The sequence below is a fragment of the Rhizobium leguminosarum bv. viciae genome, from assembly GCF_012276115.1.
Classification (GTDB): Bacteria; Pseudomonadota; Alphaproteobacteria; order Rhizobiales; family Rhizobiaceae; genus Rhizobium; species Rhizobium leguminosarum_T.
The window spans coordinates 177,639-199,605 of sequence record NZ_WIEU01000012.1 but is presented as its reverse complement, the minus strand read 5'-3'; the positions used below and the strand labels follow the sequence as shown (position 1 = coordinate 199,605).

Sequence of the window (21,967 nt, the reverse complement as noted above, 5' to 3'; positions counted from 1 at the left end):
GGTAGGCGTCACTTCGAGACGGAGCCGTGCGGCTGATCAATCGGGATTCGAAACCGGAGGCGGAACCCGGACGCGCTCTGTGTCGTCGGAGCCTTCGGCGATAGCTTCCTCGCTTCTGCGCATCCGCCTTGGCGGATCCTTGCCTTCGACCGGCTTCGGCGACAACTGGTCGTCGGCCTGGATCTCGTCGGTGTTCAGGTAGTTCTTGCTTTCGTTCATATCGGTCACTTCGGTTGGAGAATAGCAGGGCGGGTCCTTCGCATCCGCGCTTTAGAAGCTAACTCTCGGCGACGTGACAGGTTCCCTCGCTCGCGGCTCATAGGTCGGCTTCCTCCTCGGAAACGTCGAGCTCGATCATGACGGGCGCGTGGTCGCTCGTATGCTCCCAGCCGCGCGGTTTTTTCCGGACGGTCGCCGATCGAAGCCATGGGGCGACCGCTGGACTGAGCAAGAGATGGTCGATACGAAGCCCTGCATCACGTTCGAAGCTGTTCCGCCAGTACTTCCAGAAGGTGTAGATGCGCTCTCCCGGATGCAGATGTCTGACGGCATCGGTCCAGCCCTGGGCGACGAGATGAGCATAGGCCTTGCGCACTTCCGACCTGAAGAGAGCATCGTCCAGCCAGCGTTCAGGCTTGTAGACGTCGATCTCCGTCGGCATGACGTTGAAGTCGCCGGCCAGGATCGAAGGCACTTCGAGCTCGAGGAGTTCGGCGGCGTAGTCCTGCAGACGGCGGAACCAGCGCAGCTTGTAATCGAACTTTGCTCCCGGAAACGGATTGCCGTTGGGAAGATACAGGCATCCGACCAGGATGCCGTCGACGGCAGCTTCGATATACCGGCTGTGGGTATCGTCAGGATCGCCGGGAAGACCGCGACGCGTCAGGATCGGTGTCTCGCCCTTCGCCAGGATCGCAACCCCGTTCCAGGATCTCTGCCCGTGCCAGATGGCGCCGTAGCCGGCTCGTTCGATCTCCTTTCGCGGAAATCTGGCATCGTCTGTCTTCAGTTCCTGGAGGCAGACCACATCAGGGGCGTCCTCCTTGAGCCAGCGCAGCAGGATGTCGAGCCGCCCATTAATCCCGTTGACATTGTAGGTTGCGATTTTCATGAGATCCCCGGAAGCCCGGGCGATGCCGGGCAACATCTAAAAGCGCTCCTGAGTTTCCTCCTCAGGAAGTCCCCGTCCGCAATCGGCCCATTTTAGGCGGTTCTCCACACCGTAGTGTCCCGCCGGGTCGATCTTCTCGGGGTGGTCGAGCGAGCCGACGGTCACCCGAATTAGTTCGTCGCCATCGTACTGAAGATAGAGTGGTGTTCCGCACTTGCCGCAGAAGCCACGCGTGGCGATCGGCGAGGATCGGTACGAGGTGGGCGTACCAACCGTCCAGGCAAGGGCATCGATCCTCGCCTGGACCAGGACCGCGAAAGGGCCTCCGGTCGCCTTCTTGCACATGTCACAGTGGCAGTAACCCGAATGCGGCGGATCACCGGCGAATTCGCCGGCAGGATCCGCAAAGACAGCCGCCAGTCCATCGCGCTGCCATGGCTGGCTCCTCAACGCGTCGCGCCAAAGACGAAGGCGATACCGGCGACGATCGCTGCGGCCGTCAGCGGCTGCCGGCGTATGCGATCCTCGAGATCATGGACGAATGTGCGGGCTTCGGTCTTTGCCAGGCGAGCCGATCCGGACGCCAGTTCCGATGCGGACTCGGCCACGCGGCTTGCTTCTCTCTGAAGAGATCGCATTCCTTGGCGATCGACACCGGAGGCGTCGGAGGAGCGGGCAGTGTCGCCCGTCGAGTTCAGAGCTTGATCGACAAATGGATATTGCTCGTCCAGCCTGGCGGGATCTGGCTCCCGCTTCACACGCTCAGCCGCTTCGACGTCGCTGCGGCCGGCGGGAATAGAAGTGTGAGTGGCAGACACCGGGTCGGACGCCGGAAAAGTATCCTCGATTGCTTTGTCGAGTTCGCCTTTTCGCGCCTGCTTCCGCTGCTCTGCCTGTTCTTTTCGCATCGACTGGACTGCGGGGGATTCGTTCGGGTTTGCCATGGAAGTTTCCTCTGTTGCACCTTGAACAAACAAAGCGGCGAAAGGCGGAGAAGTTCCATAGAATGCGTCCGCGCTTAACAGCGATGCACGAACAGCCCTCGCAGAGGTGCGCTTGAGGTGCCACCGTGTGACGTTTTTCCGATGACAAGCATTGCAATCCGTGAGGCGGACCAAAGTCTTGCCGCGCCTACTACCTAGGTCGGTTGCATTCTTTACTCGGAACAGCGAAAAGTCTCATACGTCGTATCGCATGGGAAGCGGCAACGAACGGACGAACGAGGCTATGGCATGAGTATCCGGAAACGCGATTTTCTGAGGCTGGGCGGCAGTGCGGCCGTCGCTCTCATCGCTGCTGCATCACCAGTCAGTTTGAATTTCGGCGGTTCCCTTCCTGTTCTGGCGGTGGGCTTTGCGCAGGCAAAGGACGGCAACAACGGGAATGGCAACGGTAATAGTGGAGGGAATGGCAACGGCGGCGGTAATGGCAATGGGAACGGGGGAGGGAATGGCAATGGTGGCGGCAGCGGCAACGGCAATAGCGGTTCCGGGAACGGCAATGGTGGAAATTCCTCCGGTGGTGGAGGATCGTCTTCCTCTAGCACAGGATCGTCAGCAAGGTCGGGCGCGAGAGCGACAGCGGCGTCCGATGGCTCCATCGACGTCCGTCATTCGAATGGCATCACTGAAACCCTGCAACGCGGTCGCTACATTATGAAGGACTCGAAGGGCCGGACGATCATCAGTCGACAAGCAACGGCAAACGATGCCCGCCGATTGACCCGCTTTCTTCGCTGATGCATGTTAGGCGGGTGATAATCCGTCTCAGCGCCGTTCGCGCCACTGTAGAGCCGCTTCGGTCCGGTTTGAGGCGCCGAGCTTGCTCAGGATTTGGGTCATATGGTGCTTCACAGTCTTTTCCTGCAGGTTGAGACGCAAGCCGATATGCTTGTTTGACAGGCCCTGAGCGACAAGATCCATCACCTCGCGTTCCCGTGGCGTCAGGCTGCTCTTGTCGGAGGTTCCGCCATTCAAGGAATTTTCCATGACTTTCGCCGACATTGTCGGCGAGATATATCGCGAGCCGCGCATAACGGTTTGGATCGCTTCGGCCAGGCCACGTGAACCAACACCTTTCAGAACATAGCCCATCGCGCCCCGTTGCAGAGCTCCCAGCAAGGTGTCCACCTCCTCGGATACCGTCAACATCAGCACTTTCGTTGCGGGGCTCCGCGCCAGGACGTCACTGATCGCAGACAACCCGCCGCCGGGCATCGAGACATCGAGGAGCATGATGTCGGGGTGGGTGTCCGAAGCGATCATCGCCGCATCATCGTTGCTGGCCCCCTCGCCAACGACGATAAAGCCGCTGATTTCGGATAGGCTGCGCGTTACACCTTCGCGAAAAAGCGGATGATCATCCACGACGCCGATGGTGATTGCTGTCATTCCTACTCTCCCACTTCCATTGGCTCGAAGATCATGGTCACGGTCGTTCCTCCTTCGCCTGTCTTGATGTCGAAGGAACCTCCCAGGCTGTCGACGCGTTCGCGCAACCCCACGAGGCCGAGGCTTGTTGGCCTCACCTCGGTCGGATCGAAGCCGTCGCCGTGATCGCTGACCTCGACACGGACATGGCCGTCGCGCGAGACAGCCTTTACGGCCTGCTGAACGCCACCGCCGTGGCGGTAAGCGTTATTCAACGCCTCCTGGATGAAGCGATATATACATATCTTCACGGCGGGAGGAGGTTCCGGTCCATCCTCGTCGATAACAGTTTCGACAGGTGTTTCGGTCTTATGTTGATGCGCTTCGACGACTCGCGTGACGATCTCGGTGATCGAGGATTTTTCGATGTGCGGAAGCACCAGTCCTCTGCAGATATTGCGGATCTCCGTCATCGCTTCGGCAAGGCTCGAGCGTATCCAGGCAAGCTCCTTTTCGCGTGCTTCGGGCTGGGTGGACGCATTGATCAACACGTCGCTGTCCAGGCGCAATGAGGCATAGGCAATGTGCTGGGCCGGACCGTCGTGCAGATCGGCACCGATGCTGCGCAAATATGTTTCGTTCAGCGCTGCCGCACGCTGGGAGGCGCGCTGCAGGCGCCGCTGAAGTCCGCGGTTTTCCACCAGCAGCGCAGACAGTTCGGTGACCCGTTCTTTGAGATCCTGGCGCTGTGCCTCGATCGTGCGGCTACCCCGGAATACCAGAACGGAAAGAACAAGGAAAAAGGTCGCCGTCAGAGCGGCAACGGCGCCCCAGCTCCGGAGCCTGGCATGCGCCAGACTATCGCCCAGTCCTTCCGCTGTCTCGTAGAACTCAAGGACGGCGACGGCCTGTCCGGACCATGGCTGGAGCACCGGATTATAGATCTCCATCAGCGGCTTGCCGAGCGCGCGCTCCTTGTCGCTTTCCGGATCGCTGGCGATTTGGTAGCGCGCGACGAGAGATCCTGCGAATGCCCTCTGCAGCTTGTCGCTGACCGCAAACGTCCTGCCCACCAGCTCCTTTTCGTTCGAATAGAGGATGGTGCCGTCGCTTCGCCACAGCTTGAACGAAACAAGGCGTTTGCCGAGTGCACCCTGACCGAGCGTCTCGTCCAGAGCCTGGGCACTCGCTTCATCAAGCAGTGACTCGGTTTGCATATTGGGAAGGAGCGGCGCGATCACGCTGTCCACATAAAGCGCCGTTGCCGCTCCCGAATTGTGGATGACGGTTTCCTCGATGAGGTGGCTCACGAAAAAGCCCACCACGAACATGGCGGCAATCGAAATGAGCCCACCCGCGATGAAGAACTGGGAGGCGAGTGAGCGGGCATTCCAGCGGCGAAGCCAATTCATGTTGATACCGATAAGAGACTTGCCGATGAACCTACCGCGTCTTCAGAGTTTTCCAAACAGCGTCAGGGCAAATTCCTGGTGTCGAACACCTCGGCGCCTCTTATGCTCTGGGTCAACCCGACGGTATCGCCGGACATGGCTGCGCCGAAGACGTAGAGAAGGGCAGCCAGAACGATAACAAGTGCGAAGACGGACGCGTTGCAAGCGTCATTCACTCGGGATCTATGACTCTGGGGCATGTCGGATCTCCTTGGTCTCTTTCGAAACGGAGCGATCCAGATGCGCGTTCCACTCCAGGGACTTCGGTCGGACAGGGCTGCGACCAAGGTCCGACGCCCATAGACATCAACGGATTCAGTCATATTTCACGATCGACAGACCAAGGTTTGGAGGCTTGTACGTGACGATTTCCGCATACGATCAAGGCGGATATGTCTTCGGCAGGATTTGATTCGGTTTCCTGCGATCGGATCGAGTTGACCTCCGTCGCGGCCGCGCACGACGTCGCTGCAGCCTTCTGTCAAGGCACTCCGCTCAGGGGAGAGATCGAAAAGCGGGCGCCGGGGCGCATTCTGGAGATCGTCGACGAAGTGGCCGAGCAACTGGAATCGCGCCACGGAGTGCGTCCGTGCGGCGGCATGAGCGCGCTCATCGCCGCCGCGCTCTATAATGCCCTTTGGCGTAGGCTGGCCAGCCAACCACGCGATTCCCCCGGATCGAATGCCCAAAAGTTTCGTCTGCCGGTATGAAGTCTCACCGGACCTCAGCGAGTGCGCTGCGCGAAGGAAGGTTCTTGTATTGCGCGGATGACGTGCTGCTCGATGTCAGAACAAGTCTCTTCGTATTCCCGTACCAGATTTGGATTGAACCGTCGCCGGCGCACTGCGTCGCGCGCTTCGACGGCCATCTGATAGGCCTCGAAAAGTTCGAGTTGCCACGGGTCGCGCGCTTCCATGATCAGCTTGCGCATCTGCGGCAGACGCATCGCCAGGCGCCTGCGTCCCGCTTCCCGGCGGTTGGATCGTGTCATCTCCTTCAGTCTCCTGCAGGCCAGCGACGACAGGGCCTTCCGATCCGCAATTAGCGCCGGCGACCGATATTGAAATGGGTTTGGGACCAAAGGCCGGGACCCATCGGACTGAGGTCCGGGACATGGAACGACCCTGCCTCCAGCTGGTTGGTTTGGCAGCGGTCACGAAGGCCGCCTCGAAACAGAAGGAGGAAAAAATGCTCTCCAAGCTTATCGTTGGTGCGGCAACTGCCGCGACCCTGATGTCGGGCGTTGCATTCGCCCAGTCCTCGACGGTCAATGGTGCGGCGGGTGGCGCGGTTACCGGTGCGATCGTCGGCGGCCCGGTTGGCGCTGCTGTCGGCGGCGTTGCCGGCGCAGTCGTTGGTACGGCGATTGATCCGCCGCCGCAAAAGGTCATCACCTATGTCCGCGAGGCTCCGGCACCATCGGCGCGCGTGGTCGTGAAGGAGAAGATTGTCGTCGGCCAGCCCCTGCCGGAGACGGTCGTCGTGACGCCTATTCCGGATGACCCGACCTATGCTTATGCGGTGGTCAATGATGAACGTGTCATCGTCGAACCGTCGTCCCGCAAGGTGATCCAGGTCATCAAGTGACCTGATACGACGCGGTCTCTGCCGCGCCTTGCCTCCTAATATCATCGTCAGAACCTGAGAACCGCCGCACGACGGATGACAGCGTCGTCGTGCGGCCAAAAAAGCAGAGAGATTGTTATGAAGACCAAAACACTCGCCGTGCTGATGACGGCACTTTCGATCGGCGTTTCGCCGGTCGGCATCATTTCCGCCGCGGCGCAGGACGCGCCGATCCTTCCCAAGACGGGCGGCGGCGCCCAAAACGGCCAGCCCGGCGGTGGCGCCACCCAGCAGCCGGATGCGGGCGGTACCTCCGGCTCGGACGGCACGGGAGCATCGAGTGGCCAGAGCACGCAGCAGCCATCCGGCTCCGACGGAAGCTCGTCCGGAACCTCCACAGATGCCACCTCCGGTCAGACGGCACCCCAGCCCGGTGCCAAGACGCCGTCCGGAAACTCGACAGAAACCGGCTCCGGCAGCACAGGCACCGATGCCTCCGGCGGCAGTTCGGACAGCTCGAAGACGTCCAAGCCGGGACAGCCCTCGACGGAAAACCAGAAGCCGGCCGGCAGCCAGGACACCGGCACATCGACCGGTTCCGGCGAGACGCAGAAGTCTGGTGACGCCAAGTCTTCCAGCGGCTCGACCGAGACTCAGTCGAACAGCAACACTCAGAACACCACGAAGACCGAGACGAACAATACGACCAACGTCAACATCTCCGTCGAGCAGCAGACGGAAATCCGCAGCGTTGTGAAGGAGGTTCATGTCGAGCCCGTTCGGGAGGTGGACTTCACGGTTTCGGTCGGCACGACCATTCCGAAGAAGATCAGGCTCGAGCCGCTGCCGCCGAGGATCGTGGAGATCGTACCGCAGTACAAGGCCTACCGTTTCTTCCTCCTCGCGGATGGCCGGATCGTCATCGTCGATCCTTCTGCATTCACGATCGTCTACATCATTTCGGCATAACGGGCGGTGCCCGGCGGCGGCCTCCGCCGCCGGGGCCGAGGAGAAGGAATATGGTCTATTCCGAAGAGAAATCCGGTGGTCTGGTCCTGCCGCTGATCGTCATCCTGCTGGCAATGGCCGGTATTCTCGCGGTGCTTGTCGCCACAGGCGGCCGACAGGGTAGTACTGCCGGCCGCGGTGCGTACTCGATTGCACGATCTGGTCAGTCGGACTAAAGTCCGTGTTGCAAACGCTACGGTTGTGATACCTGGTTGCATTCAGAGCTTGGAGAGCGGGGATGGCGACGGCGCTGATAACGGAAATTCAGCAGGCACAGACAAGGCTTCCGCTCTTGAGCCGGGCGGACCGTGGAGCCCTTATCGTTCGTATCCTCCGCGAGCTGAAGACGCATCGGCGGGAGGCTCTCGGATATGTGCCGGCCGAGCGCTGCGTTTGGATAGACAGGCTGATTGCGTCCGTGTCCTCGACGATATCCGAAATCGCCAACATGCAGGACGCCGAGTTCAATCGGGTCTTGAACGAGTTCGAAAAGCTTATAGCGACGCTCGATGACATTTCGCATGCCGAGAAGCGGTCGAAGGCAGTTCATTGAAGAGGATCGCTCGTACGCCTGATGAAATCGAGCATCAGCGATACGGCCTCGGCCGCGTGCGTTTCGAGTAGGAGATGGCCGGCGTCGAAAACGTGGGCCTCCATCCTCGGCAAGACTTGCATCCATGACAGGACTTCAGGGAGGGCGAAAAATGCATCGTGCCTTCCCCAGAGCATCAGCGATTGCGGTTGCCAACGCGCGAGATATTCGGCGATGGCATCGAACTGGGCGACATAGTTTCCATAATCGGCGAGAAGCGCTCGCTGTGCGTCCATCCGGCCCGGCAAGCACATCACTCGCCAGTCCTCCTCCCAGCCTTCGGCCGGGACTCGCGCGGCGACATCGCGCGGGATGTTGGCGAGATACTGATCGCGCGTTCCCTCGAAGGTCAGATGCGTGGTCGCGGCCGCTTCATTCTCGGGACTCGGATCTGCCCAGAAGGCCTGCGTCGCTGCCCATTCCGGCCCGAGCCCGGTTCGATGAGCGTTGGCGTTTTGGATGATGAGACCCAATACTTGTTCTGGCGCCTGTATGGCGATGTGGAAACCCACGGGCGCTCCGAAATCATGGAGGTAGACGTAGCGCGGCCCGACCGCGAGCCGATCCAACAATTCCGAAATCGCCTGACCGAAGGCGGGAAACGACACCGTCGGCAGGACATCGGACTCCCCAAAACCGGGCAGATCGGGCGCGATCACATGGGCGACCTGCGACAGCCCGGGCACGACCTCCCGAAACGTTCGGGCGGAACTCGGAAATCCGTGCAGCAGCAATGCGGTGGGCTTCGACGCCTCACCTGCCGTAATGAACGACAATTCCGTGCCGCCGGACAGGCGAAGTCGCTGCCGGGTCGCCGGGCGCATCCGCGAACTCCTCACTTTAACCGTGCGATCTCTGACAATGTCTGCGCCGAGGCAATGTTCCAGCGGCGGCCAAACTGGCGCCTCACCGGAAACCGATCCCTGCGCGCCGGCGTTCTCCTTCCATGACCGAAACCAAATCCTCCACGGGTCAAGACGAGGCGCCGCCGAGTGAAGACGGTGCGAAGCCGGGCGCCGACATTTCCTTCCCCTATGACAGGATGACCGTCGAACAATTCCGAAGACGCTTCCCCCGTGCCCGCTGGAGTGATGCCCGCAAGGCCTGGTTCGTTCCCGGGCGGACGGAGTGATCACCACCTATGGAATCGTCGTCTTTACTGAAATCTCAGGTGAACTGGTCGACCCGCACGTCGTTCAGACTTCTATCGCTGCGTTACCGAGGATCACGTCTGGGGATATTGGCGGGCGCCCACACTCGAAGAACTCGTCCGCACCTGGCCTGCGAAAATGCCTCCTGTTCAGGATGCCGAGTGGTGGAGGAACTGAGGCCCGCCCGTCGCACGGCCAGATCGCGCGAAGCCAGGAAACGCGCAAAGACGCCGTGACCGCAGCTTGCCACTGCATAATTCGTTGAATCGAATATGCAGCCTTCAAAAGGCGCCGTAGAAAAGAGGATGACTATGCCCGACGCCGATCGTCAGGCTCGGTGTCGCAAGGCGTCGACGAGCGCCACGAAAGCCGGAGAGGACTGCCTTCTGCTGGGGTAGTAGAGATGGTAGCCATCCCAGTGTGGGGAAAAGGCCTCCAGCACGCGTCTGAGACGGCCTTCCGCAATATGAGGTAGCGCGATGTCTTCCGGTACGTATGCCAGGCCAAGTCCGTCCAGCGCCGCTTCCACACTTTGATAGGCGTTGTTGAAGACAAGCTGTCCCTCGACCCTGATCCTGATCTCTTTCCCGTCGTCTTCGAACTCCCATGCCCAGAAGCCGCCATATGTGGGCAGGCGCTCGTTGATACAGTTATGGCGGACGAGGTCCTGCGGATGCTCCGGAACTCCCTTGCTGTCGAAATAAGAGGGCGTGCCGACGACGGCAAACGGGAAATCAGGGCCGATGCGTGTGGAGATCATGTCTTTCGCCACCTGCTCTCCCATCCGGACGCCGCCGTCGAAGCGCTCGGTCACGATGTCGGACAGCCCGTTCTCGCGTATCAGCTCCACCTTGATGTCAGGGTTGTTCGGTAGGAAGCGCTGGAGTTTCGGCCAGATGATCCATTTGATCGCGTGATCGGATGCCGTGATGCGAATGTTCCCCGCGGGCCTGTCCCGGAGCTCGGTGAGAGCGTCGAGTTGAGCATCGATCTCGTCGAAGTGCGGTCCCACGCCTTGGAACAACTGTTCCCCTGCGTCGGTGAGCGAAACGGCCCGCGTGGTACGGGTCAGAAGCCGGATTCCAAGCCGCGTTTCGAGCTGGCGGACAGTGTGGCTGAGCGCCGATTGAGATACGCCCAATTTCGCAGCCGCTCGCGTAAAATTCTTCTCCCGGGCGACCGCCAGAAAGGCCATCAAGTCGTTGGTGCTCTCGCGCGGCATTCACGATCTCCTTCGGATCAAAGGGCGGTTGTACTGAATTTGCAGAGACTGGACATTGAAATCATCGTGAACACCTGCCCGGCCGGTTCGCACTGGAACAAGTTGCGGCGCCGGCCATTTGTCGTCCATGAAAACAGCCCTGCCGATGTCGCTGCTCGCTCTGGCCTTCTCCGTTGGCGGTGCCGCCGCGCGGGAGCTCCGACCCGAAGACATCAATACCGCGTCGATTGCGTCCATTGGAGCTGAGAAGCTTGCGCCGGGAGATCCAGACCCGGCGATCCTCCGCCTTCAGGTTCTGCTCGACCGTGCAGGCTCGTCTCCCGGCGTGATCGATGGCCTCTCCGGCGAAAACGTCGACAAGGCCGTGGCCGGCTTCGAGGCGATGAACAATCTTCCTGTCGATGGGATGCTCGATCCAGAGGTCGCCTCCCGCCTGGAAGGCAATGCTCCCATCGTTGAGAGCTATGTCGTCTCAGCAGAGGATGCCGCGGGTCTCGTTGACAAGATTCCTGAAGACTATGGCGAGAAGGCAAGGATGCAGAGCTTGGGATATACGAGCGTTGCCGAAAGGCTATCCGAGCGGTTCCACATGGGGATCGATCTCGTGCATGCGCTCAACCCGGCTTCGCAATTTGCTTCTGGCGACACGGTGTGGGTGGTGAACCCGGGTCCTCCAAGGGACGGAAAGGTCAAGAGGATCGAGGCTGACAGGAAGACGGGGCAGGTGCTCGCCTATGCGGCGGATGGATCGCTGCTTGCAGTCTATCCCGCAACAATCGGAAGCGAAGACAATCCGGCGCCGTCAGGCAAGCACAAGGTCAAGGGCGTCGCGAGGATGCCGGTCTACAGATATGACCCGAAGCGCAACTTCAAGCAGGGAAAGAACAACAAGGTCCTGACGATCCCGAAAGGGCCGAACGGTCCTGTTGGTACGGTCTGGATCGACCTGACCGAACCGACCTATGGGATACATGGGACACCGGAGCCGAAGCTCATCGACAAGGTGGGATCGCATGGCTGCGTGCGGCTGACGAATTGGGATGCCGAAGAGTTGGCGGCTATGGTCAAGCCAGGCGTCATGGTTGACTTCGTCAAAGGCAGTCCCGCCGCTCCAAAGTGAGACGGAATTATTTCTATTCCGATCCTTGCTCGGGTTTGTTGCGATGGGATGTCGGGCGCTTCCCGGCATCCCGGCCGTCAGTCAGACCACAAACTAATGCAGGGATCCCACACCGATATCGAGCTTCGCCGCCATGTTCACCAGATGCGGCAACGTTCGGGCGTTCATCTTCCTCATGACCTGACCGCGATGAGCCTTCACTGTGATCTCGCTAATGTTCAATATGAACGCCACCTGCTTGTTCAGTAGCCCCTCGGCGACGAACTTCATGACTTCCCGCTCTCGCGGCGTAAGCGTCCGGTAGTTTCCCTCCAGGCGACCTATCTCCACGGTGGCCAGAATGGCCGCATCAATCTTTTCCGTGAGAGCGTTCAAGTCGAAGGGCTGTGGTATGAAGCTGACATGAAATTTCGTTGCATTCACGGTCATCGCTTGACCGCCATGGCCGGTGAGGACGATCACCGGGCAACGGATAGCATGCGCGCATATTAGATGTGTCAGATCAGACGCGGTCAGGTCAGGCAGCCTAGCGTCAAGAACAACGCAACCTAGAAAGTCCGCCTCTGGGCATGTCAGAAATTCCGTTCTAGATTTATAAAGGTGCGGCTGCCAACCGTTTAAGCAGATATTTGCGTTTAAAGCCGAAGAGATAGTATCGTCGTCACTCAAGATGACGACGATTGCGTCTTCCGGTGAGAGTTTCTGCGCTTTGCGCGTTGTGGCATGCGGGTGGTTGCCGGTGTACATTGCCATTCTCCTTTAAATTGTGTCGAGAATCTGTGGGCAAAGATCTTAGAAATGAATTGTACTCGCGTCCGACTGTTGATTGTCGCGATCGCTGCTGGAATTTCTTTTAGTGGATAGCGATTCAAAATGGGACTTAAGTACTATGAGAGATTCTGAAAAAATCTGAATCGCTGCTTTGGTGCGCGGCCCCGTGCCCGTGGAATAGGGGGCGTTTCTATGGTTTTATGGCCTAAATACCATTGCCTGGACGGATGAGAGAGTGCTTTGGGACAGATCGAGCTAGGCCTTTTCGAGTTCTGCGGTTGGGAGCTTGACCTCGCTAAGCGAGAGCTGCGTGCCATGGGAGCGCCCGTACCCATCGGCAGTCGGGCATTTGAAATTCTGGAAACACTCGTGGTTTCGGAAGGCGATATCGTATCCAAAGACGACCTTATGAAGCGCGTTTGGCCCGGACTCGTCGTCGAAGACAATACGATCCAAGTTCACATATCGGCAATTCGTAAGGCGCTCGGAAAAGATAGGAATTTGCTGAAGACCATTTCTGGTCGAGGCTATCGTATCCTCGGCGAGTGGACGTGCCATCGTAAATCAGCACACGCGCCGGCGCCGACGCCTCCCATCCACCCGCGGTCGACTAGGAATTCGTTTTTTACGAATATACCGGCCTCAATGTCTGATTTGGTAGGCCGCGAGACGACGATTATCCAAATCCTGAACCTGACTTCTGCCTATCGAGTTGTTACGCTGACTGGCCCCGGCGGTATCGGAAAGACCGTGCTTGCATCGGAAATCGCCCGCCGTTTGCTGCCTTCGCTGGACGGCGATGCCTTCTTCGTAGAACTGGTATCCCTGTCGGATCCAAGCCTTGTTCCCACGACGCTAGCTCAAGCCCTCGATTTGCATCTTCAGGGAGACGACATTTCCGCAGAGCTGGTGGCGCGCGCCATCGGAACGAGGAAGATGTTGTTGGTGATCGACAATTGCGAACACGTCATCGACGCAGCCGCCTCAATGGTCGAGGCGATCGTGCGCGCTTGCCAAAACGTATCGGTGCTCGCGACAAGCCGAGAGCTTCTCCGTATCGAGGGCGAATTCGCCTACCGCGTGCCCCCGCTCGAGGTTCCGGCGAGCGAGGATCTCGGCAACGCTCTGGAACATAGTGCAGTCCAGCTCTTCATCGCCCGCACCCGGGCCTTGCTATGGGATTTTTCGCCAAGCGAGGAAAGGCTGTCTGCCATCGCGACGATATGTCGACATCTCGATGGAATTCCGCTTGCCATCGAATTTGCCGCCGCCCGCGCTGCGACCCTCGGTCTCCAACAGATCGCCGGCCGACTGGACGATCGCTTTGTCCTGCTGACCGGCGGCCGTAGGACGGCTCTGCCTCGCCATCAGACACTCCGCGCGGCGCTGGACTGGAGCTATGAATTGCTGCCGGAAGCCGAACGCCAGCTGCTTTGCAATCTGGCGATCTTCCCGGCCGGCTTTACGCTGGATTCCGCCGTGGCGGTCAGTGGGGAGACCGAGGCGGAAACGGCTCTCGCTATTTCTAATCTCGTCTCGAAGTCTCTGGTGACATTCGAAGGAGCGGAAACAGGTCCTCGCTGGCGTCTGCTCGAAACCGTGCGGGTGTACGCGCGCGAAAAACTCGGCGTCCGTGATAGCTACCAACGCGCCATGCGTCGGCTGGCGAAGTACTTTCTGTCGTTCTTTCGGCCGTTTTCGGAGGAGCGCCATCTTCAGGCTGCGATCGAAGATATTGCTCGCTATCGCCGGGAGATCGACAACCTGCGTGCCGCGTTGAGATGGGCTCTCTCGTCCGATGGGGACGGAATTCTGGGCGTAAGGCTCGCCGCCACCACGAGCGACTTCTGGACTGCCACGTCGCTCGTTTCCGAGGCGGGTGACTGGGCGGAAAAAGCGCTCGAACAGATCGGCGAGGAGAGCGGAAGCCGCACGGAGATGGTCTTGCGATGCGCTCTCGGATTCGCGCTGATTTACACCCAAGGCATGAGCCATCGCGGCAGGGACCTGCTGACCGGTGCCTTGTCGCTGGCAAAGGCATTCGATGACTTTGATTACCAGCAGCGCGTGACATGCGCACTTTGGCTGTTCTCCGCCCGATCGATGGAATTGGAAGACGCGCTGGTGTTTGCGCGTGAATACGAGCAAGTCGTCAAGGGACGAGACATACAGTCCCGGGCTACGGCCGCATGGCTCGTGGGAATCCCTCAAACCTATCAGGCGGAGCACCAGGAAGCTGGCGAGCGGCTTGATTGGGCGGCGAGGCATTTCCCCTTCGACAATCGCCGCAAAGATATACTGAGGCTGGGGGCCGACGTTCGGACGTCCTCCATGGCCCACAATACGGTAAACCTGATCTCACGAGGTCAGTTGGACGCGGCGGTTCGAACGGCTGAGGAGTCGATCCGGGAAGCACGCGAAACAAGGCAGCCATTCGTCTTATGTGTTGCTCTCGCATGGTCGGCTGCCTTCGTTTCACTAAACCTTGACGAAGTGCATCGAGCCAAGGAATACGGCGAAGAGTTGCTCGACCACGCATTGCAGCATGGCCTGCGCCCTTTTCACGCCGTTGGCCTATGCGTGAAGGGAAGTCTGGCGGCTCGATCGGGCGATCCTATGAATGGCATCAACGCGCTTCGATCCGGCATTGGTGAGATGCGTGAAGCAGCGTACCTGCTTTTTTATCCTTTTTTCTTATGCGAGCTCGCGTCTGCGTTGCAGGCGGCCGGTCGTTTTAATGAGGCGCTTCAGGAAAGCGGAAATGCTCTGCATTTTTCAGAGCAAAAAGGCTACCGGTGGATGGTGCCCGAGATTTTGAGAAAGAAGGGCGAGATATTAGCTGCCCAGAACATCAGCGACGCCTCTGATGTCCAAAACTTGTATCAACAGGCAATGCAGCAGGCCTCAACGCAAGGCGGAATTTACTGGCAAATTTCAGCGGGAACCAGCCTGGTCGAATTCCTCGATCGCAATGGTGGAGGCGGATCGGCTCGCAATATCCTCCTTCCGATTTACGAACAGTTCACGGAAGGATTTTCCAGCGTCAAACTGTCACGAGCAAAGATGCTGATCGACGGTCTGGGCTGAAACGAAGGCCGAAAATCGCTGCACGACAGTCCCTGCGTCGCAACCGAAATCAGATATGGACCCACGTCCATGTCAACACATGGAGCAAGGCCGCCGGAAAACCGGCGACCAGTCACGCGTCTGAAATGCCTTTACGTTCTGACTGAACGGAACGCAGTCCGGAGCTCTTCGCAGAACACCGTCGTCTGCTCCCAAGCTGCGAAGTGCCCGCCCTTCGCGAGCCTGTTGTAGTGTATCAGGTTCGGGAAGGCCCGCTCCGTCCAGCTCCGGGGCGCCGCATAGATTTCGTCGGGAAATACGCTGACCGCCACCGGAATCTTGACATTCTTCACAGCGAAGAATTCAAGCTTGTTCTCCCAGTAAAGGCGTGCCGACGAGACGGCCGTGTTCGTCAGCCAGTAGAGGGTCACATTGTCAAGGATATCCTCTCGTGTCAGGCCTTCCGTCTCGCCGTCGAAGACGCGGGCGATCAGCTCGTAGCTGCGGATGTCGTGATCGATCATCCACGCGGCAAGGCCAACGGGTGAATCCGCGATGCCGACCAAGGTCTGCGGGCGGTTTGCCATTTCGATCGCGTAGCCGAGGCCATGCTTGTAGAAGTCATCGAGCTGGTTGTAGGCGTGTTCCTCGTCGGCCGACAGTCCTGCAGGCTTGGTGCCTCCCGGCCGCAGCGCGGCGGCGATGTCGTCCGGAACGGTGGCCGGCATATTGACGTGGATGCCGACCAGTTCCGGCGGCGCGATCAGTGCCATCTGCTCAGTCACGGCGTCGCCCCAGTCGCCGCCCTGAGCGACATATTTCGAGTAGCCGAGGCGTTTCATGAGTTCGATCCAGGCATGCGCGATCCGGATGGGATCCCAACCTTTCTCGGTCGGTTTTCCGGAGAAACCGTAGCCAGGGATCGAAGGAATGACGACGTCGAAAGCATCTGACGCCGAGCCGCCATGTGCAGTCGGATTGGTAAGGGGTTCGATAATCTTCATCTGCTCGATGATCGACCCCGGCCATCCGTGTGTCACGATGATGGGCAGGGCGCCGTCGCGCTTGGCCTTGACATGAATGAAGTGGATGTCGACGCCGTCGATTGTCGTCGTAAACTGGGGCAGGGCGTTCAGCCTCGCTTCGACCTTTCGCCAGTCATAGTCCTTGGCCCAATAGCTGGCGAGCTTTTCGATGGTCGCGGACTGAACGCCCTGGGTATTGTCATTTACGATCTCGCGCTCCGGAAAGCGCGTTGCTTCGATGCGGCGGCGGAGATCGTCGAGTTGGGCATCGGTCGCCTTGTATTTGAAGGGATGAATTTCCTCGCCACCGGCTTTGGCCAGGGCGATCGAGGCTGGAAGGACGCTGAGCGCCCCGGCGGCCGCGGCGGTTGCCAAAAGAGTGCGGCGAGTGACTGAGGATGAGATGGATGACATGAGGGTCTCCTGGGTTCAGAATTTCGACGCGCCAAAGCTCTCATGTGCGGAAGTGAGGTTCTATTGCACCAAGGTGTCGCCGATACCATTGGATCGGTTCCGCATACGGAATGGCAATAAGGCCTTGGAGCGTGTCGAACAGGTCAACATTGGGAGCAACGAGGCCGGCTCCATTGAAGCGGCAGGTTCTCCCCTGTCTCAAGGTGCGAAGGTCGTGAGGGCGAGATCATTGGAGAGAGTTCGATCATCGCAAAAGAGAAGGCCGCCATCATCGCAGATGGCGGCCGGATCCAGGTTCGATCGCAACAGTTGCAGCGGCCTTGCCTCTGAGCAGCCGGACGCACTCTTCCAAGACCCCCATGGCACATGCCCGGCAGTGCAAATGAGCCATCAATTGGGCAGCGGCCGTCCTGAGCGCTCGGCGATCATGTATTGCGCATACCAGTCCGGCCAGTTCTCATCATGATTGCCGCCGGTGCGCTTCTCATGTTCGCCATGGGCGGCAGCGGCGCGGCGCAAGGCGGTCGCAAGGTCGCTCTCCGATGAGAATGCCGCGCCAGTGGCGTCGATGCGGCCTGGCAGCCTGGCCGTCACCTCCTGGAAGAGCCAGCCGTTTCCATCGGGATCGCTAAACGATGCGAAAGATGAGTAACTCCCGCGAGTTGGATGCGGTCCGGCAAGACGACCTTCGTCGTCCTGATGATGGAAAACACCGCCGACATCATGAAAGACACCGCTCATCGCGGCGCCTCGGGCGGCCAGCGCCGCATGAGCCGTCTCGATGTCGGAAACGATGAGATGAAGGCCTTGCGCTGAACCCGGCTTGGCGGAGGTGACGCCGCTGCCAAAGATGACAGAGCACGGGGAGCCAGGCGGCGTCACCTGAACCACCCGGAAACCGTTCGCGCCGGAAACGTCGGCGTCCAGCCTCCAGCCAAGCCCGGTGTAAAAGGCCTTCGCGCGATCGACGTCGGACACCGGAATAACCACGACTTCAAGCTTCATGTCGATGTCATGCACCTTCTCTACTGCAGTCGCATTGCGTTCCTGGATGGACATTTTCAATTCTCCCCTAATGAGCGTGATAGGCATTGCCCTTGACGCTGCGAACGATGCGTCAACCCCGGGCGGCCGTCCATTGTCCCATGGTGTCGGTTCGATCATCGAGGCGACAAGCGGCTATAGTCGATGGAGGCAGCCCGGCACGCCTTCGGCGCCTGCAGAAGAAGCTTCTCGGTTTGTCCGCTTCGGCAGACAAGAAGCGTCGCTTTGCCTTGCAGGCGCCCGCCTGCCTCCAGCGGAATTCTCCACCGAAGACCAGGACCTTTGGCGCCCTGCAACGCTCTTGTCACGCTGCAAGGGCTTCTACGAGATCGCTCGTGTTCACGATGGCGCTGGCGTAGTTGGGCATGTTGATTTCCAGCGCCGCGTGCATCATCTCGTCCGAGTAGTCCGCAACAGCGTCCCTCACCACTATGACCTCGTAGCCGAGTTCGGCGGCAAAGCGGACCGTGGCTTCGATGCAGGTGTGAGCGACCAGCCCAATGACGATGATCCTCTCGATCCCGTGCCGCTTCAGCTGCAAATCGAGATCGGTGTTGGCAAATCCGCTTGAACACCAGTGCTCGGACGCAACGATCTCGCCTTTGGCCGGAACGAACTCGGCACGGAACTCTCCGCCCCAGGTCCCGAACTCGAAACTTCGGCGGTGCCACGCAGCGCGCTGGATCGGCGCCACAAATTTCCAATTCTCATAATTGCCTTCTCGGTACCGGTGATGCATGGCGAAAAAGACGCGAAGCTTCGCAGCACGCGCTGCGGTCAAAACCTGCTGCATATGCGGCACGCAGTTGTTGGCTTCCGCCACCTCCTTGATCCGAGGCCAGATCTTTCCGCCCTCGGAAATGAAATCATTATAGGGGTCGACGACCACGAGGCCGGTGTTGTTTGGATCGTATGATAGAGGTTTCATGGTGCTCTCCGTGCGGCAACTGGATTCAGGTGGTCAGTCGTTGCGGAGCGCGGCGCGCTCGATGCTCGCGGCGAAGAGCGGCGTCTCGCCCTTATTATGAGCGATGGACATCGGCTGGCGCTGTGTCCGGAAGATGTCGAACGGAATTCCCTGGCGGTCGAGGAAGCCAAGCATTTCGTCGGTGGCGTAGGACCTGACTCGGTTGGTGAACTCGCATCTCGCGTCGTCGAGCCTCTTGGCGCTTAGTTCCCAGGTCACATGGATGGTCGTACGTCCCGACGGTGTGAACACGTCCGAGTCGGAGTCGAGGATCAGATGATCCTTCTCGCCGAGCGTCTCGACGTAATGCTGGACCATCAGGCTGCCGCCGATGGTCTCGACATTGATCGACATCCGTCTGCCGTCCGGCGTCGTGGTGAAGCCAGCCGCGATGTGGGCTGGAGAGCAACCCTGATAGTCCTTCTCGGACAAGGCGAAGCACCATTTGGGAATATCGATCTTCTCGATCGGGGCATTGATGATGGCGGAAAAGCTTGAATCGACGATCTGGTTCTCAACACTGTGCATGTCATTTCTCCGTTGTTCATCGTGATGGGCGGGCGTGCAATCCCGCGTAGTGGATTCTGTGTCGTCACAGGGACACCGTTACCGAATATTGCGGTAGGCGCCGTGCGACCTGCCGGTTCACATGGGGCGCCTCTTCAGCCTACTTATCGGCCAAAGTCTGCGTGTAATGGCCGAGCCTCGACTCGATGTCTGGGTTCTTCTGCAGGCCCATCTCCATCAACCGGCCGATGTTCTTTTGCGCCACGGGACGCTGGACCGAGGAAATGAAGGCGTCCCAGCCGGCGCCGATTTCCGGGTCGGTCGGCAGGCTGGCGAAATCGACCAGCCGTTTCGTATCCGCGATGGCTGCCCGATCAAATCCAGAGATGCGCGCTGCAAGCGAGTCGACGAAGGGATCGAGCTTGTCGTCTGCGAACGAACGGTTCACGTAACCATACTGCTCGGCCAGTTCGCCGTTGATGTCGTCGGATCCGAGCAGAACTTCGAGCGCGCGCCCTCGGCCCATCAGCCTGGGAAGCCGTGCCATGGGACCGCCGCCCGGGACGAAGCCGGTGCCGACCTCCCATTGTGACAGAATGGCCTTTTCCCGGCTCGCAAAACGCATGTCGCTTGCCAGGGCGAGCTCGCTTCCGACCCTGGTGGCGCGACCACGGATCAAGGCGATGGATACGACCGGCGCCTTGCTCAATCGCACCAGCATATCGGGAAGCGGATGTAGACCGGTGCGCCCTGAGGGAAGGCTCGTCGACTCCTCCAGAGGCGGAGTGAAATTGTAATGGGTCAGGAAAAAGCCCGGCACGTCGCTGTCGAACACGACGACCCTGAGGTTCGGATCGGTCTCGATGTCGGCGATAACCTTCTCGAGCTGCGGAATGGTCTCCGGACCGAAAACATTGAACGGAGGGTTGTCGAATGTCACCCGCCAATAGGCCGGCGTCCGCTTGTCCACTTTGATCTGGGATTCGTGTGCCGTTTCGGACCCGGGCTTTGATTGTACCGTGCTGTCCGGCTTGACCGGCGACTGGCCGGAGAGCGCAAGTGCCGGCAGCATCAGGACCGCCGAGGCTGTCAGAAACGTGGATGACGCGGCGACGACGGCGAGAGCAAGCCGGGACCGCAACCTTTTCGATGATGTGAGTGTCATGATTGTCTCCATGTCTGGGGTTGGTCAGCGAAATCCTTCGCTAGGGCTCGATTTCAAGAATGAGCTCGATTTCGACGGGCATTCCGAGCGGGATGCTGGTGACGCCGAGAACGATGCGCGGGGGAATCCTTTCCGCTCCGAAGATGTCGAGCAGAAGCTCGGAGGCGCCGTCTGCCACCTTCGGATGTTCGCGGAACGTGTGGGATGTCGCGATGTAGACGCCGAGCTTGGAAATGCGACGAACGGAATTCAAGGATCCCAGCTGCGACCTCGCGGCCGCGATGCCGCTGAGGCAGGCGGTGCGCGCGGCATCATAGCCTTCAAGGGTCGAAAGCTCCTCGCCGACCCGCCCGAAATAGACGGGATCGTGGCCAACCACCGGAAGCATGCCGCTCAGGAACAGCAGCGGCCCTGACTGGATCGCCTCGACATAGGCGCCGAAAGGTGTCGGCGGAGGAGGCAGTACGATACCCAGTTCCTGCAGGCGCCCCTCCGGGTCGCGGCCTACCATTTTCCCAAATGTGCGCCGTTGTCGACGTGCAGCACCTCCCCGGTGATATTCGCTGACTCGGTCAGATACACGACGCCGTCGACGATCTCCTCGACGGCCGTGATCTTTCCCATCGGCGAAAGCGACTTGAGATAATCTTTTGGATTCGTCGCATGCAGCGGCGTATCGACCACACCTGGCGACACCGCATTGACCCGGATGTTATCCCTGGCGAATTCCAGCGCCAGGCTCTTGGTGATGGCATTGAGGCCGCCCTTCGTGATCATCGGCACGGACGCCGTCACACCGGCGATGGGATGATCCGTCAGCGACGACGTGATGGTGACGACGCTTCCTCCCGACTTCTGACGAAGCATCTGCCTGACAGCGCACTTGGTGAAGTGAAGGAAGCCTTCGACATTGGTGGCTGCGAGGCGCCGAAAGTCATCGATCGTGTAGTCGAGGAAGGGCTTGGTGACGAAGATGCCGGCGTTGTTGACCAGCGCGTCGATCGACCCGAACCGCTCGACGGCCCGCTGCGCCACACGCTCGGCGGTCTCCGGATCGGCGACATCGCCGTCGATCAACGCCAGCCTGTCATTGCGCTCGAACGCGGTCGTCTCGCTGATGCGTCTCGATGTCCCGACGACATTATATCCCTTATCGAGGAAGGTCTTCACGAGGCCGGCGCCAATCCCTTGGGATGCGCCGGTGATCACCACTGTCTTGTGCAGGCTCATTTCCGCCTCCGTTATTGGTACGCACCGACCAGCCGCCCACCACCAATGGCCGGGCGCTGCCTCGATCGCGAATTGTGTGTTGATCCGGCCTTCAGCCGGGAACGGTTTCGACATCTCCGTTGCCGTTCTGTCAGGAACATCTCGCCAAAAACGGTTGCCGCCTATTGTACGAAAGTGTCGCCGATACC

Annotated in this window: 25 protein-coding genes and 2 pseudogenes; 9 read left to right on the top strand and 18 right to left on the bottom strand. The window is 59.7% G+C overall.

Going from position 1 to position 21,967, the window contains the following annotated elements:
* Nucleotides 1–36: 36 nt before the first annotated feature.
* The 4 genes from GFM02_RS21500 to GFM02_RS21485 form a co-directional block, all read right to left on the bottom strand.
* Complete coding sequence (locus tag GFM02_RS21500) at nt 37–219, bottom strand: hypothetical protein (protein ID WP_168322709.1); 183 nt, start codon at nt 217–219, stop codon at nt 37–39.
* A 97-nt stretch (nt 220–316) separates the two neighbouring features.
* Nucleotides 317–1,111, bottom strand: a complete 795-nt coding sequence (gene xth, locus GFM02_RS21495) for an exodeoxyribonuclease III (RefSeq protein WP_168322708.1) — start codon at nt 1,109–1,111, stop codon at nt 317–319.
* 36 nt (nt 1,112–1,147) lie between these two features.
* A complete protein-coding gene (locus GFM02_RS21490) occupies nt 1,148–1,561 on the bottom strand; it encodes a GFA family protein (protein ID WP_246792327.1) in 414 nt (137 codons plus the stop codon).
* Nucleotides 1,558–2,055, bottom strand: a complete 498-nt coding sequence (locus tag GFM02_RS21485; RefSeq protein WP_168322720.1) for a hypothetical protein — start codon at nt 2,053–2,055, stop codon at nt 1,558–1,560. Before GFM02_RS21485 ends, GFM02_RS21490 begins: the two co-directional genes overlap by 4 nt.
* A 288-nt stretch (nt 2,056–2,343) precedes the next feature.
* Here GFM02_RS21485 and GFM02_RS21480 point away from each other — a divergent pair, with 288 nt between their 5' ends.
* Nucleotides 2,344–2,850: a hypothetical protein gene (locus GFM02_RS21480; protein ID WP_168322707.1), complete on the top strand. Its 507-nt coding sequence runs from the start codon at nt 2,344–2,346 to the stop codon at nt 2,848–2,850.
* Between the two features lie 27 nt (nt 2,851–2,877).
* Here the strand turns inward: GFM02_RS21480 and GFM02_RS21475 are convergent, their stop codons facing one another.
* The 3 genes from GFM02_RS21475 to GFM02_RS21465 all read right to left on the bottom strand — a co-directional run bounded on the left by GFM02_RS21475 (nt 2,878) and on the right by GFM02_RS21465 (nt 5,131).
* Nucleotides 2,878–3,501, bottom strand: a complete 624-nt coding sequence (locus tag GFM02_RS21475) for a LuxR C-terminal-related transcriptional regulator (protein WP_168271719.1) — start codon at nt 3,499–3,501, stop codon at nt 2,878–2,880.
* Nucleotides 3,502–3,503: 2 nt separating this feature from the next.
* Nucleotides 3,504–4,892: a sensor histidine kinase gene (locus GFM02_RS21470; protein WP_168322706.1), complete on the bottom strand. Its 1,389-nt coding sequence runs from the start codon at nt 4,890–4,892 to the stop codon at nt 3,504–3,506.
* Between the two features lie 62 nt (nt 4,893–4,954).
* Nucleotides 4,955–5,131, bottom strand: coding sequence for a hypothetical protein (locus tag GFM02_RS21465; protein ID WP_027666134.1), 177 nt, complete (start codon nt 5,129–5,131; stop codon nt 4,955–4,957).
* A 171-nt stretch (nt 5,132–5,302) separates the two neighbouring features.
* Between GFM02_RS21465 and GFM02_RS21460 the strand changes: the two are divergent.
* Nucleotides 5,303–5,551: pseudogene (locus GFM02_RS21460) on the top strand (ubiquinone biosynthesis methyltransferase UbiE); the annotation flags it as partial.
* A 104-nt stretch (nt 5,552–5,655) separates the two neighbouring features.
* Here the strand turns inward: GFM02_RS21460 and GFM02_RS21455 are convergent.
* Nucleotides 5,656–5,922 (bottom strand): hypothetical protein, encoded by a 267-nt coding sequence (locus GFM02_RS21455; RefSeq protein WP_168271717.1) that lies wholly within the window; start codon nt 5,920–5,922, stop codon nt 5,656–5,658.
* A 197-nt stretch (nt 5,923–6,119) separates the two neighbouring features.
* On the opposite strand from GFM02_RS21455, the gene GFM02_RS21450 reads away from it, so the two are divergent.
* The 4 genes from GFM02_RS21450 to GFM02_RS21435 all read left to right on the top strand — a co-directional run bounded on the left by GFM02_RS21450 (nt 6,120) and on the right by GFM02_RS21435 (nt 8,058).
* Nucleotides 6,120–6,518, top strand: coding sequence for a DUF1236 domain-containing protein (locus GFM02_RS21450; protein WP_168302800.1), 399 nt, complete (start codon nt 6,120–6,122; stop codon nt 6,516–6,518).
* Nucleotides 6,519–6,635: 117 nt separating this feature from the next.
* A complete protein-coding gene (locus tag GFM02_RS21445; protein ID WP_168322705.1) occupies nt 6,636–7,466 on the top strand; it encodes a DUF1236 domain-containing protein in 831 nt (276 codons plus the stop codon).
* Between the two features lie 50 nt (nt 7,467–7,516).
* On the top strand, nt 7,517–7,681 hold the full coding sequence (locus GFM02_RS21440) for a hypothetical protein (RefSeq protein ID WP_168322704.1): 165 nt from the start codon (nt 7,517–7,519) through the stop codon (nt 7,679–7,681).
* 62 nt (nt 7,682–7,743) lie between these two features.
* Nucleotides 7,744–8,058, top strand: coding sequence for a hypothetical protein (locus GFM02_RS21435; protein ID WP_168322703.1), 315 nt, complete (start codon nt 7,744–7,746; stop codon nt 8,056–8,058).
* On the opposite strand, the gene GFM02_RS21430 is transcribed toward GFM02_RS21435, so the two are convergent.
* Nucleotides 8,052–8,921 (bottom strand): alpha/beta fold hydrolase, encoded by an 870-nt coding sequence (locus tag GFM02_RS21430; protein ID WP_168322702.1) that lies wholly within the window; start codon nt 8,919–8,921, stop codon nt 8,052–8,054. The genes GFM02_RS21435 and GFM02_RS21430 overlap by 7 nt on opposite strands.
* Before the next feature lie 122 nt (nt 8,922–9,043).
* Between GFM02_RS21430 and GFM02_RS21425 the strand changes: the two are divergent.
* Nucleotides 9,044–9,484, top strand: a pseudogene (locus GFM02_RS21425) (hypothetical protein).
* 92 nt (nt 9,485–9,576) lie between these two features.
* Here GFM02_RS21425 and GFM02_RS21420 read toward each other — a convergent pair.
* Nucleotides 9,577–10,470 (bottom strand): LysR family transcriptional regulator, encoded by an 894-nt coding sequence (locus GFM02_RS21420; RefSeq protein WP_168322701.1) that lies wholly within the window; start codon nt 10,468–10,470, stop codon nt 9,577–9,579.
* Between the two features lie 118 nt (nt 10,471–10,588).
* Between GFM02_RS21420 and GFM02_RS21415 the strand changes: the two genes are divergently transcribed.
* Nucleotides 10,589–11,590, top strand: coding sequence for a L,D-transpeptidase family protein (locus tag GFM02_RS21415; RefSeq protein WP_168322700.1), 1,002 nt, complete (start codon nt 10,589–10,591; stop codon nt 11,588–11,590).
* 93 nt (nt 11,591–11,683) lie between these two features.
* On the opposite strand, the gene GFM02_RS21410 is transcribed toward GFM02_RS21415, so the two are convergent.
* The gene (locus GFM02_RS21410; protein ID WP_168322699.1) at nt 11,684–12,337 is read right to left on the bottom strand and encodes a response regulator transcription factor; all 654 of its coding nucleotides are present in this window, start codon (nt 12,335–12,337) and stop codon (nt 11,684–11,686) included.
* A 264-nt stretch (nt 12,338–12,601) separates the two neighbouring features.
* Here GFM02_RS21410 and GFM02_RS21405 point away from each other — a divergent pair, with 264 nt between their 5' ends.
* Nucleotides 12,602–15,448 carry an ATP-binding protein gene (locus GFM02_RS21405; protein WP_168322698.1) on the top strand — a complete coding sequence of 949 codons (2,847 nt, stop codon included), beginning with the start codon at nt 12,602–12,604 and terminating at the stop codon, nt 15,446–15,448.
* A gap of 131 nt (nt 15,449–15,579) precedes the next feature.
* Here the strand turns inward: GFM02_RS21405 and GFM02_RS21400 are convergent, their stop codons facing one another.
* From GFM02_RS21400 to GFM02_RS21370, 7 genes are all read right to left on the bottom strand, one after another.
* Nucleotides 15,580–16,866 carry an epoxide hydrolase family protein gene (locus GFM02_RS21400; protein ID WP_168322697.1) on the bottom strand — a complete coding sequence of 429 codons (1,287 nt, stop codon included), beginning with the start codon at nt 16,864–16,866 and terminating at the stop codon, nt 15,580–15,582.
* 390 nt (nt 16,867–17,256) lie between these two features.
* Nucleotides 17,257–17,925 carry a VOC family protein gene (locus tag GFM02_RS21395; RefSeq protein ID WP_168322719.1) on the bottom strand — a complete coding sequence of 223 codons (669 nt, stop codon included), beginning with the start codon at nt 17,923–17,925 and terminating at the stop codon, nt 17,257–17,259.
* 289 nt (nt 17,926–18,214) lie between these two features.
* Nucleotides 18,215–18,838 (bottom strand): isochorismatase family cysteine hydrolase, encoded by a 624-nt coding sequence (locus GFM02_RS21390; RefSeq protein WP_168322696.1) that lies wholly within the window; start codon nt 18,836–18,838, stop codon nt 18,215–18,217.
* A gap of 33 nt (nt 18,839–18,871) precedes the next feature.
* Nucleotides 18,872–19,405: a hypothetical protein gene (locus GFM02_RS21385; RefSeq protein WP_168322695.1), complete on the bottom strand. Its 534-nt coding sequence runs from the start codon at nt 19,403–19,405 to the stop codon at nt 18,872–18,874.
* A 139-nt stretch (nt 19,406–19,544) separates the two neighbouring features.
* A complete protein-coding gene (locus GFM02_RS21380; protein WP_168322694.1) occupies nt 19,545–20,549 on the bottom strand; it encodes an enoyl-CoA hydratase/isomerase family protein in 1,005 nt (334 codons plus the stop codon).
* 40 nt (nt 20,550–20,589) lie between these two features.
* Complete coding sequence (locus GFM02_RS21375; protein WP_168322693.1) at nt 20,590–21,060, bottom strand: RidA family protein; 471 nt, start codon at nt 21,058–21,060, stop codon at nt 20,590–20,592.
* On the bottom strand, nt 21,054–21,779 hold the full coding sequence (locus GFM02_RS21370) for an SDR family NAD(P)-dependent oxidoreductase (RefSeq protein WP_168322692.1): 726 nt from the start codon (nt 21,777–21,779) through the stop codon (nt 21,054–21,056). The genes GFM02_RS21375 and GFM02_RS21370 overlap by 7 nt, the downstream gene beginning before the upstream one ends.
* Nucleotides 21,780–21,967: the final 188 nt, after the last annotated feature.

What these genes read in the sequence shown, in the direction of transcription:
- GFM02_RS21390 (WP_168322696.1), bottom strand. Translation starts at nt 18,838, where the DNA reads ATGAAACCTCTATCATACGATCCAAACAACACCGGCCTCGTGGTCGTC.
- GFM02_RS21385 (WP_168322695.1), bottom strand. Translation starts at nt 19,405, where the DNA reads ATGCACAGTGTTGAGAACCAGATCGTCGATTCAAGCTTTTCCGCCATC.
- GFM02_RS21375 (WP_168322693.1), bottom strand. Translation starts at nt 21,060, where the DNA reads ATGGTAGGCCGCGACCCGGAGGGGCGCCTGCAGGAACTGGGTATCGTA.
- GFM02_RS21410 (WP_168322699.1), bottom strand. Translation starts at nt 12,337, where the DNA reads ATGTACACCGGCAACCACCCGCATGCCACAACGCGCAAAGCGCAGAAA.
- GFM02_RS21500 (WP_168322709.1), bottom strand. Translation starts at nt 219, where the DNA reads ATGAACGAAAGCAAGAACTACCTGAACACCGACGAGATCCAGGCCGAC.
- GFM02_RS21455 (WP_168271717.1), bottom strand. Translation starts at nt 5,922, where the DNA reads ATGACACGATCCAACCGCCGGGAAGCGGGACGCAGGCGCCTGGCGATG.
- GFM02_RS21395 (WP_168322719.1), bottom strand. Translation starts at nt 17,925, where the DNA reads ATGTCCATCCAGGAACGCAATGCGACTGCAGTAGAGAAGGTGCATGAC.
- GFM02_RS21400 (WP_168322697.1), bottom strand. Translation starts at nt 16,866, where the DNA reads ATGTCATCCATCTCATCCTCAGTCACTCGCCGCACTCTTTTGGCAACC.
- GFM02_RS21380 (WP_168322694.1), bottom strand. Translation starts at nt 20,549, where the DNA reads ATGACACTCACATCATCGAAAAGGTTGCGGTCCCGGCTTGCTCTCGCC.
- GFM02_RS21370 (WP_168322692.1), bottom strand. Translation starts at nt 21,779, where the DNA reads ATGAGCCTGCACAAGACAGTGGTGATCACCGGCGCATCCCAAGGGATT.
- GFM02_RS21475 (WP_168271719.1), bottom strand. Translation starts at nt 3,501, where the DNA reads ATGACAGCAATCACCATCGGCGTCGTGGATGATCATCCGCTTTTTCGC.
- GFM02_RS21420 (WP_168322701.1), bottom strand. Translation starts at nt 10,470, where the DNA reads ATGCCGCGCGAGAGCACCAACGACTTGATGGCCTTTCTGGCGGTCGCC.
- GFM02_RS21485 (WP_168322720.1), bottom strand. Translation starts at nt 2,055, where the DNA reads ATGGCAAACCCGAACGAATCCCCCGCAGTCCAGTCGATGCGAAAAGAA.
- GFM02_RS21430 (WP_168322702.1), bottom strand. Translation starts at nt 8,921, where the DNA reads ATGCGCCCGGCGACCCGGCAGCGACTTCGCCTGTCCGGCGGCACGGAA.
- GFM02_RS21440 (WP_168322704.1), top strand. Translation starts at nt 7,517, where the DNA reads ATGGTCTATTCCGAAGAGAAATCCGGTGGTCTGGTCCTGCCGCTGATC.
- GFM02_RS21435 (WP_168322703.1), top strand. Translation starts at nt 7,744, where the DNA reads ATGGCGACGGCGCTGATAACGGAAATTCAGCAGGCACAGACAAGGCTT.
- GFM02_RS21450 (WP_168302800.1), top strand. Translation starts at nt 6,120, where the DNA reads ATGCTCTCCAAGCTTATCGTTGGTGCGGCAACTGCCGCGACCCTGATG.
- GFM02_RS21445 (WP_168322705.1), top strand. Translation starts at nt 6,636, where the DNA reads ATGAAGACCAAAACACTCGCCGTGCTGATGACGGCACTTTCGATCGGC.
- xth (WP_168322708.1), bottom strand. Translation starts at nt 1,111, where the DNA reads ATGAAAATCGCAACCTACAATGTCAACGGGATTAATGGGCGGCTCGAC.
- GFM02_RS21470 (WP_168322706.1), bottom strand. Translation starts at nt 4,892, where the DNA reads ATGAATTGGCTTCGCCGCTGGAATGCCCGCTCACTCGCCTCCCAGTTC.
- GFM02_RS21480 (WP_168322707.1), top strand. Translation starts at nt 2,344, where the DNA reads ATGAGTATCCGGAAACGCGATTTTCTGAGGCTGGGCGGCAGTGCGGCC.
- GFM02_RS21465 (WP_027666134.1), bottom strand. Translation starts at nt 5,131, where the DNA reads ATGCCCCAGAGTCATAGATCCCGAGTGAATGACGCTTGCAACGCGTCC.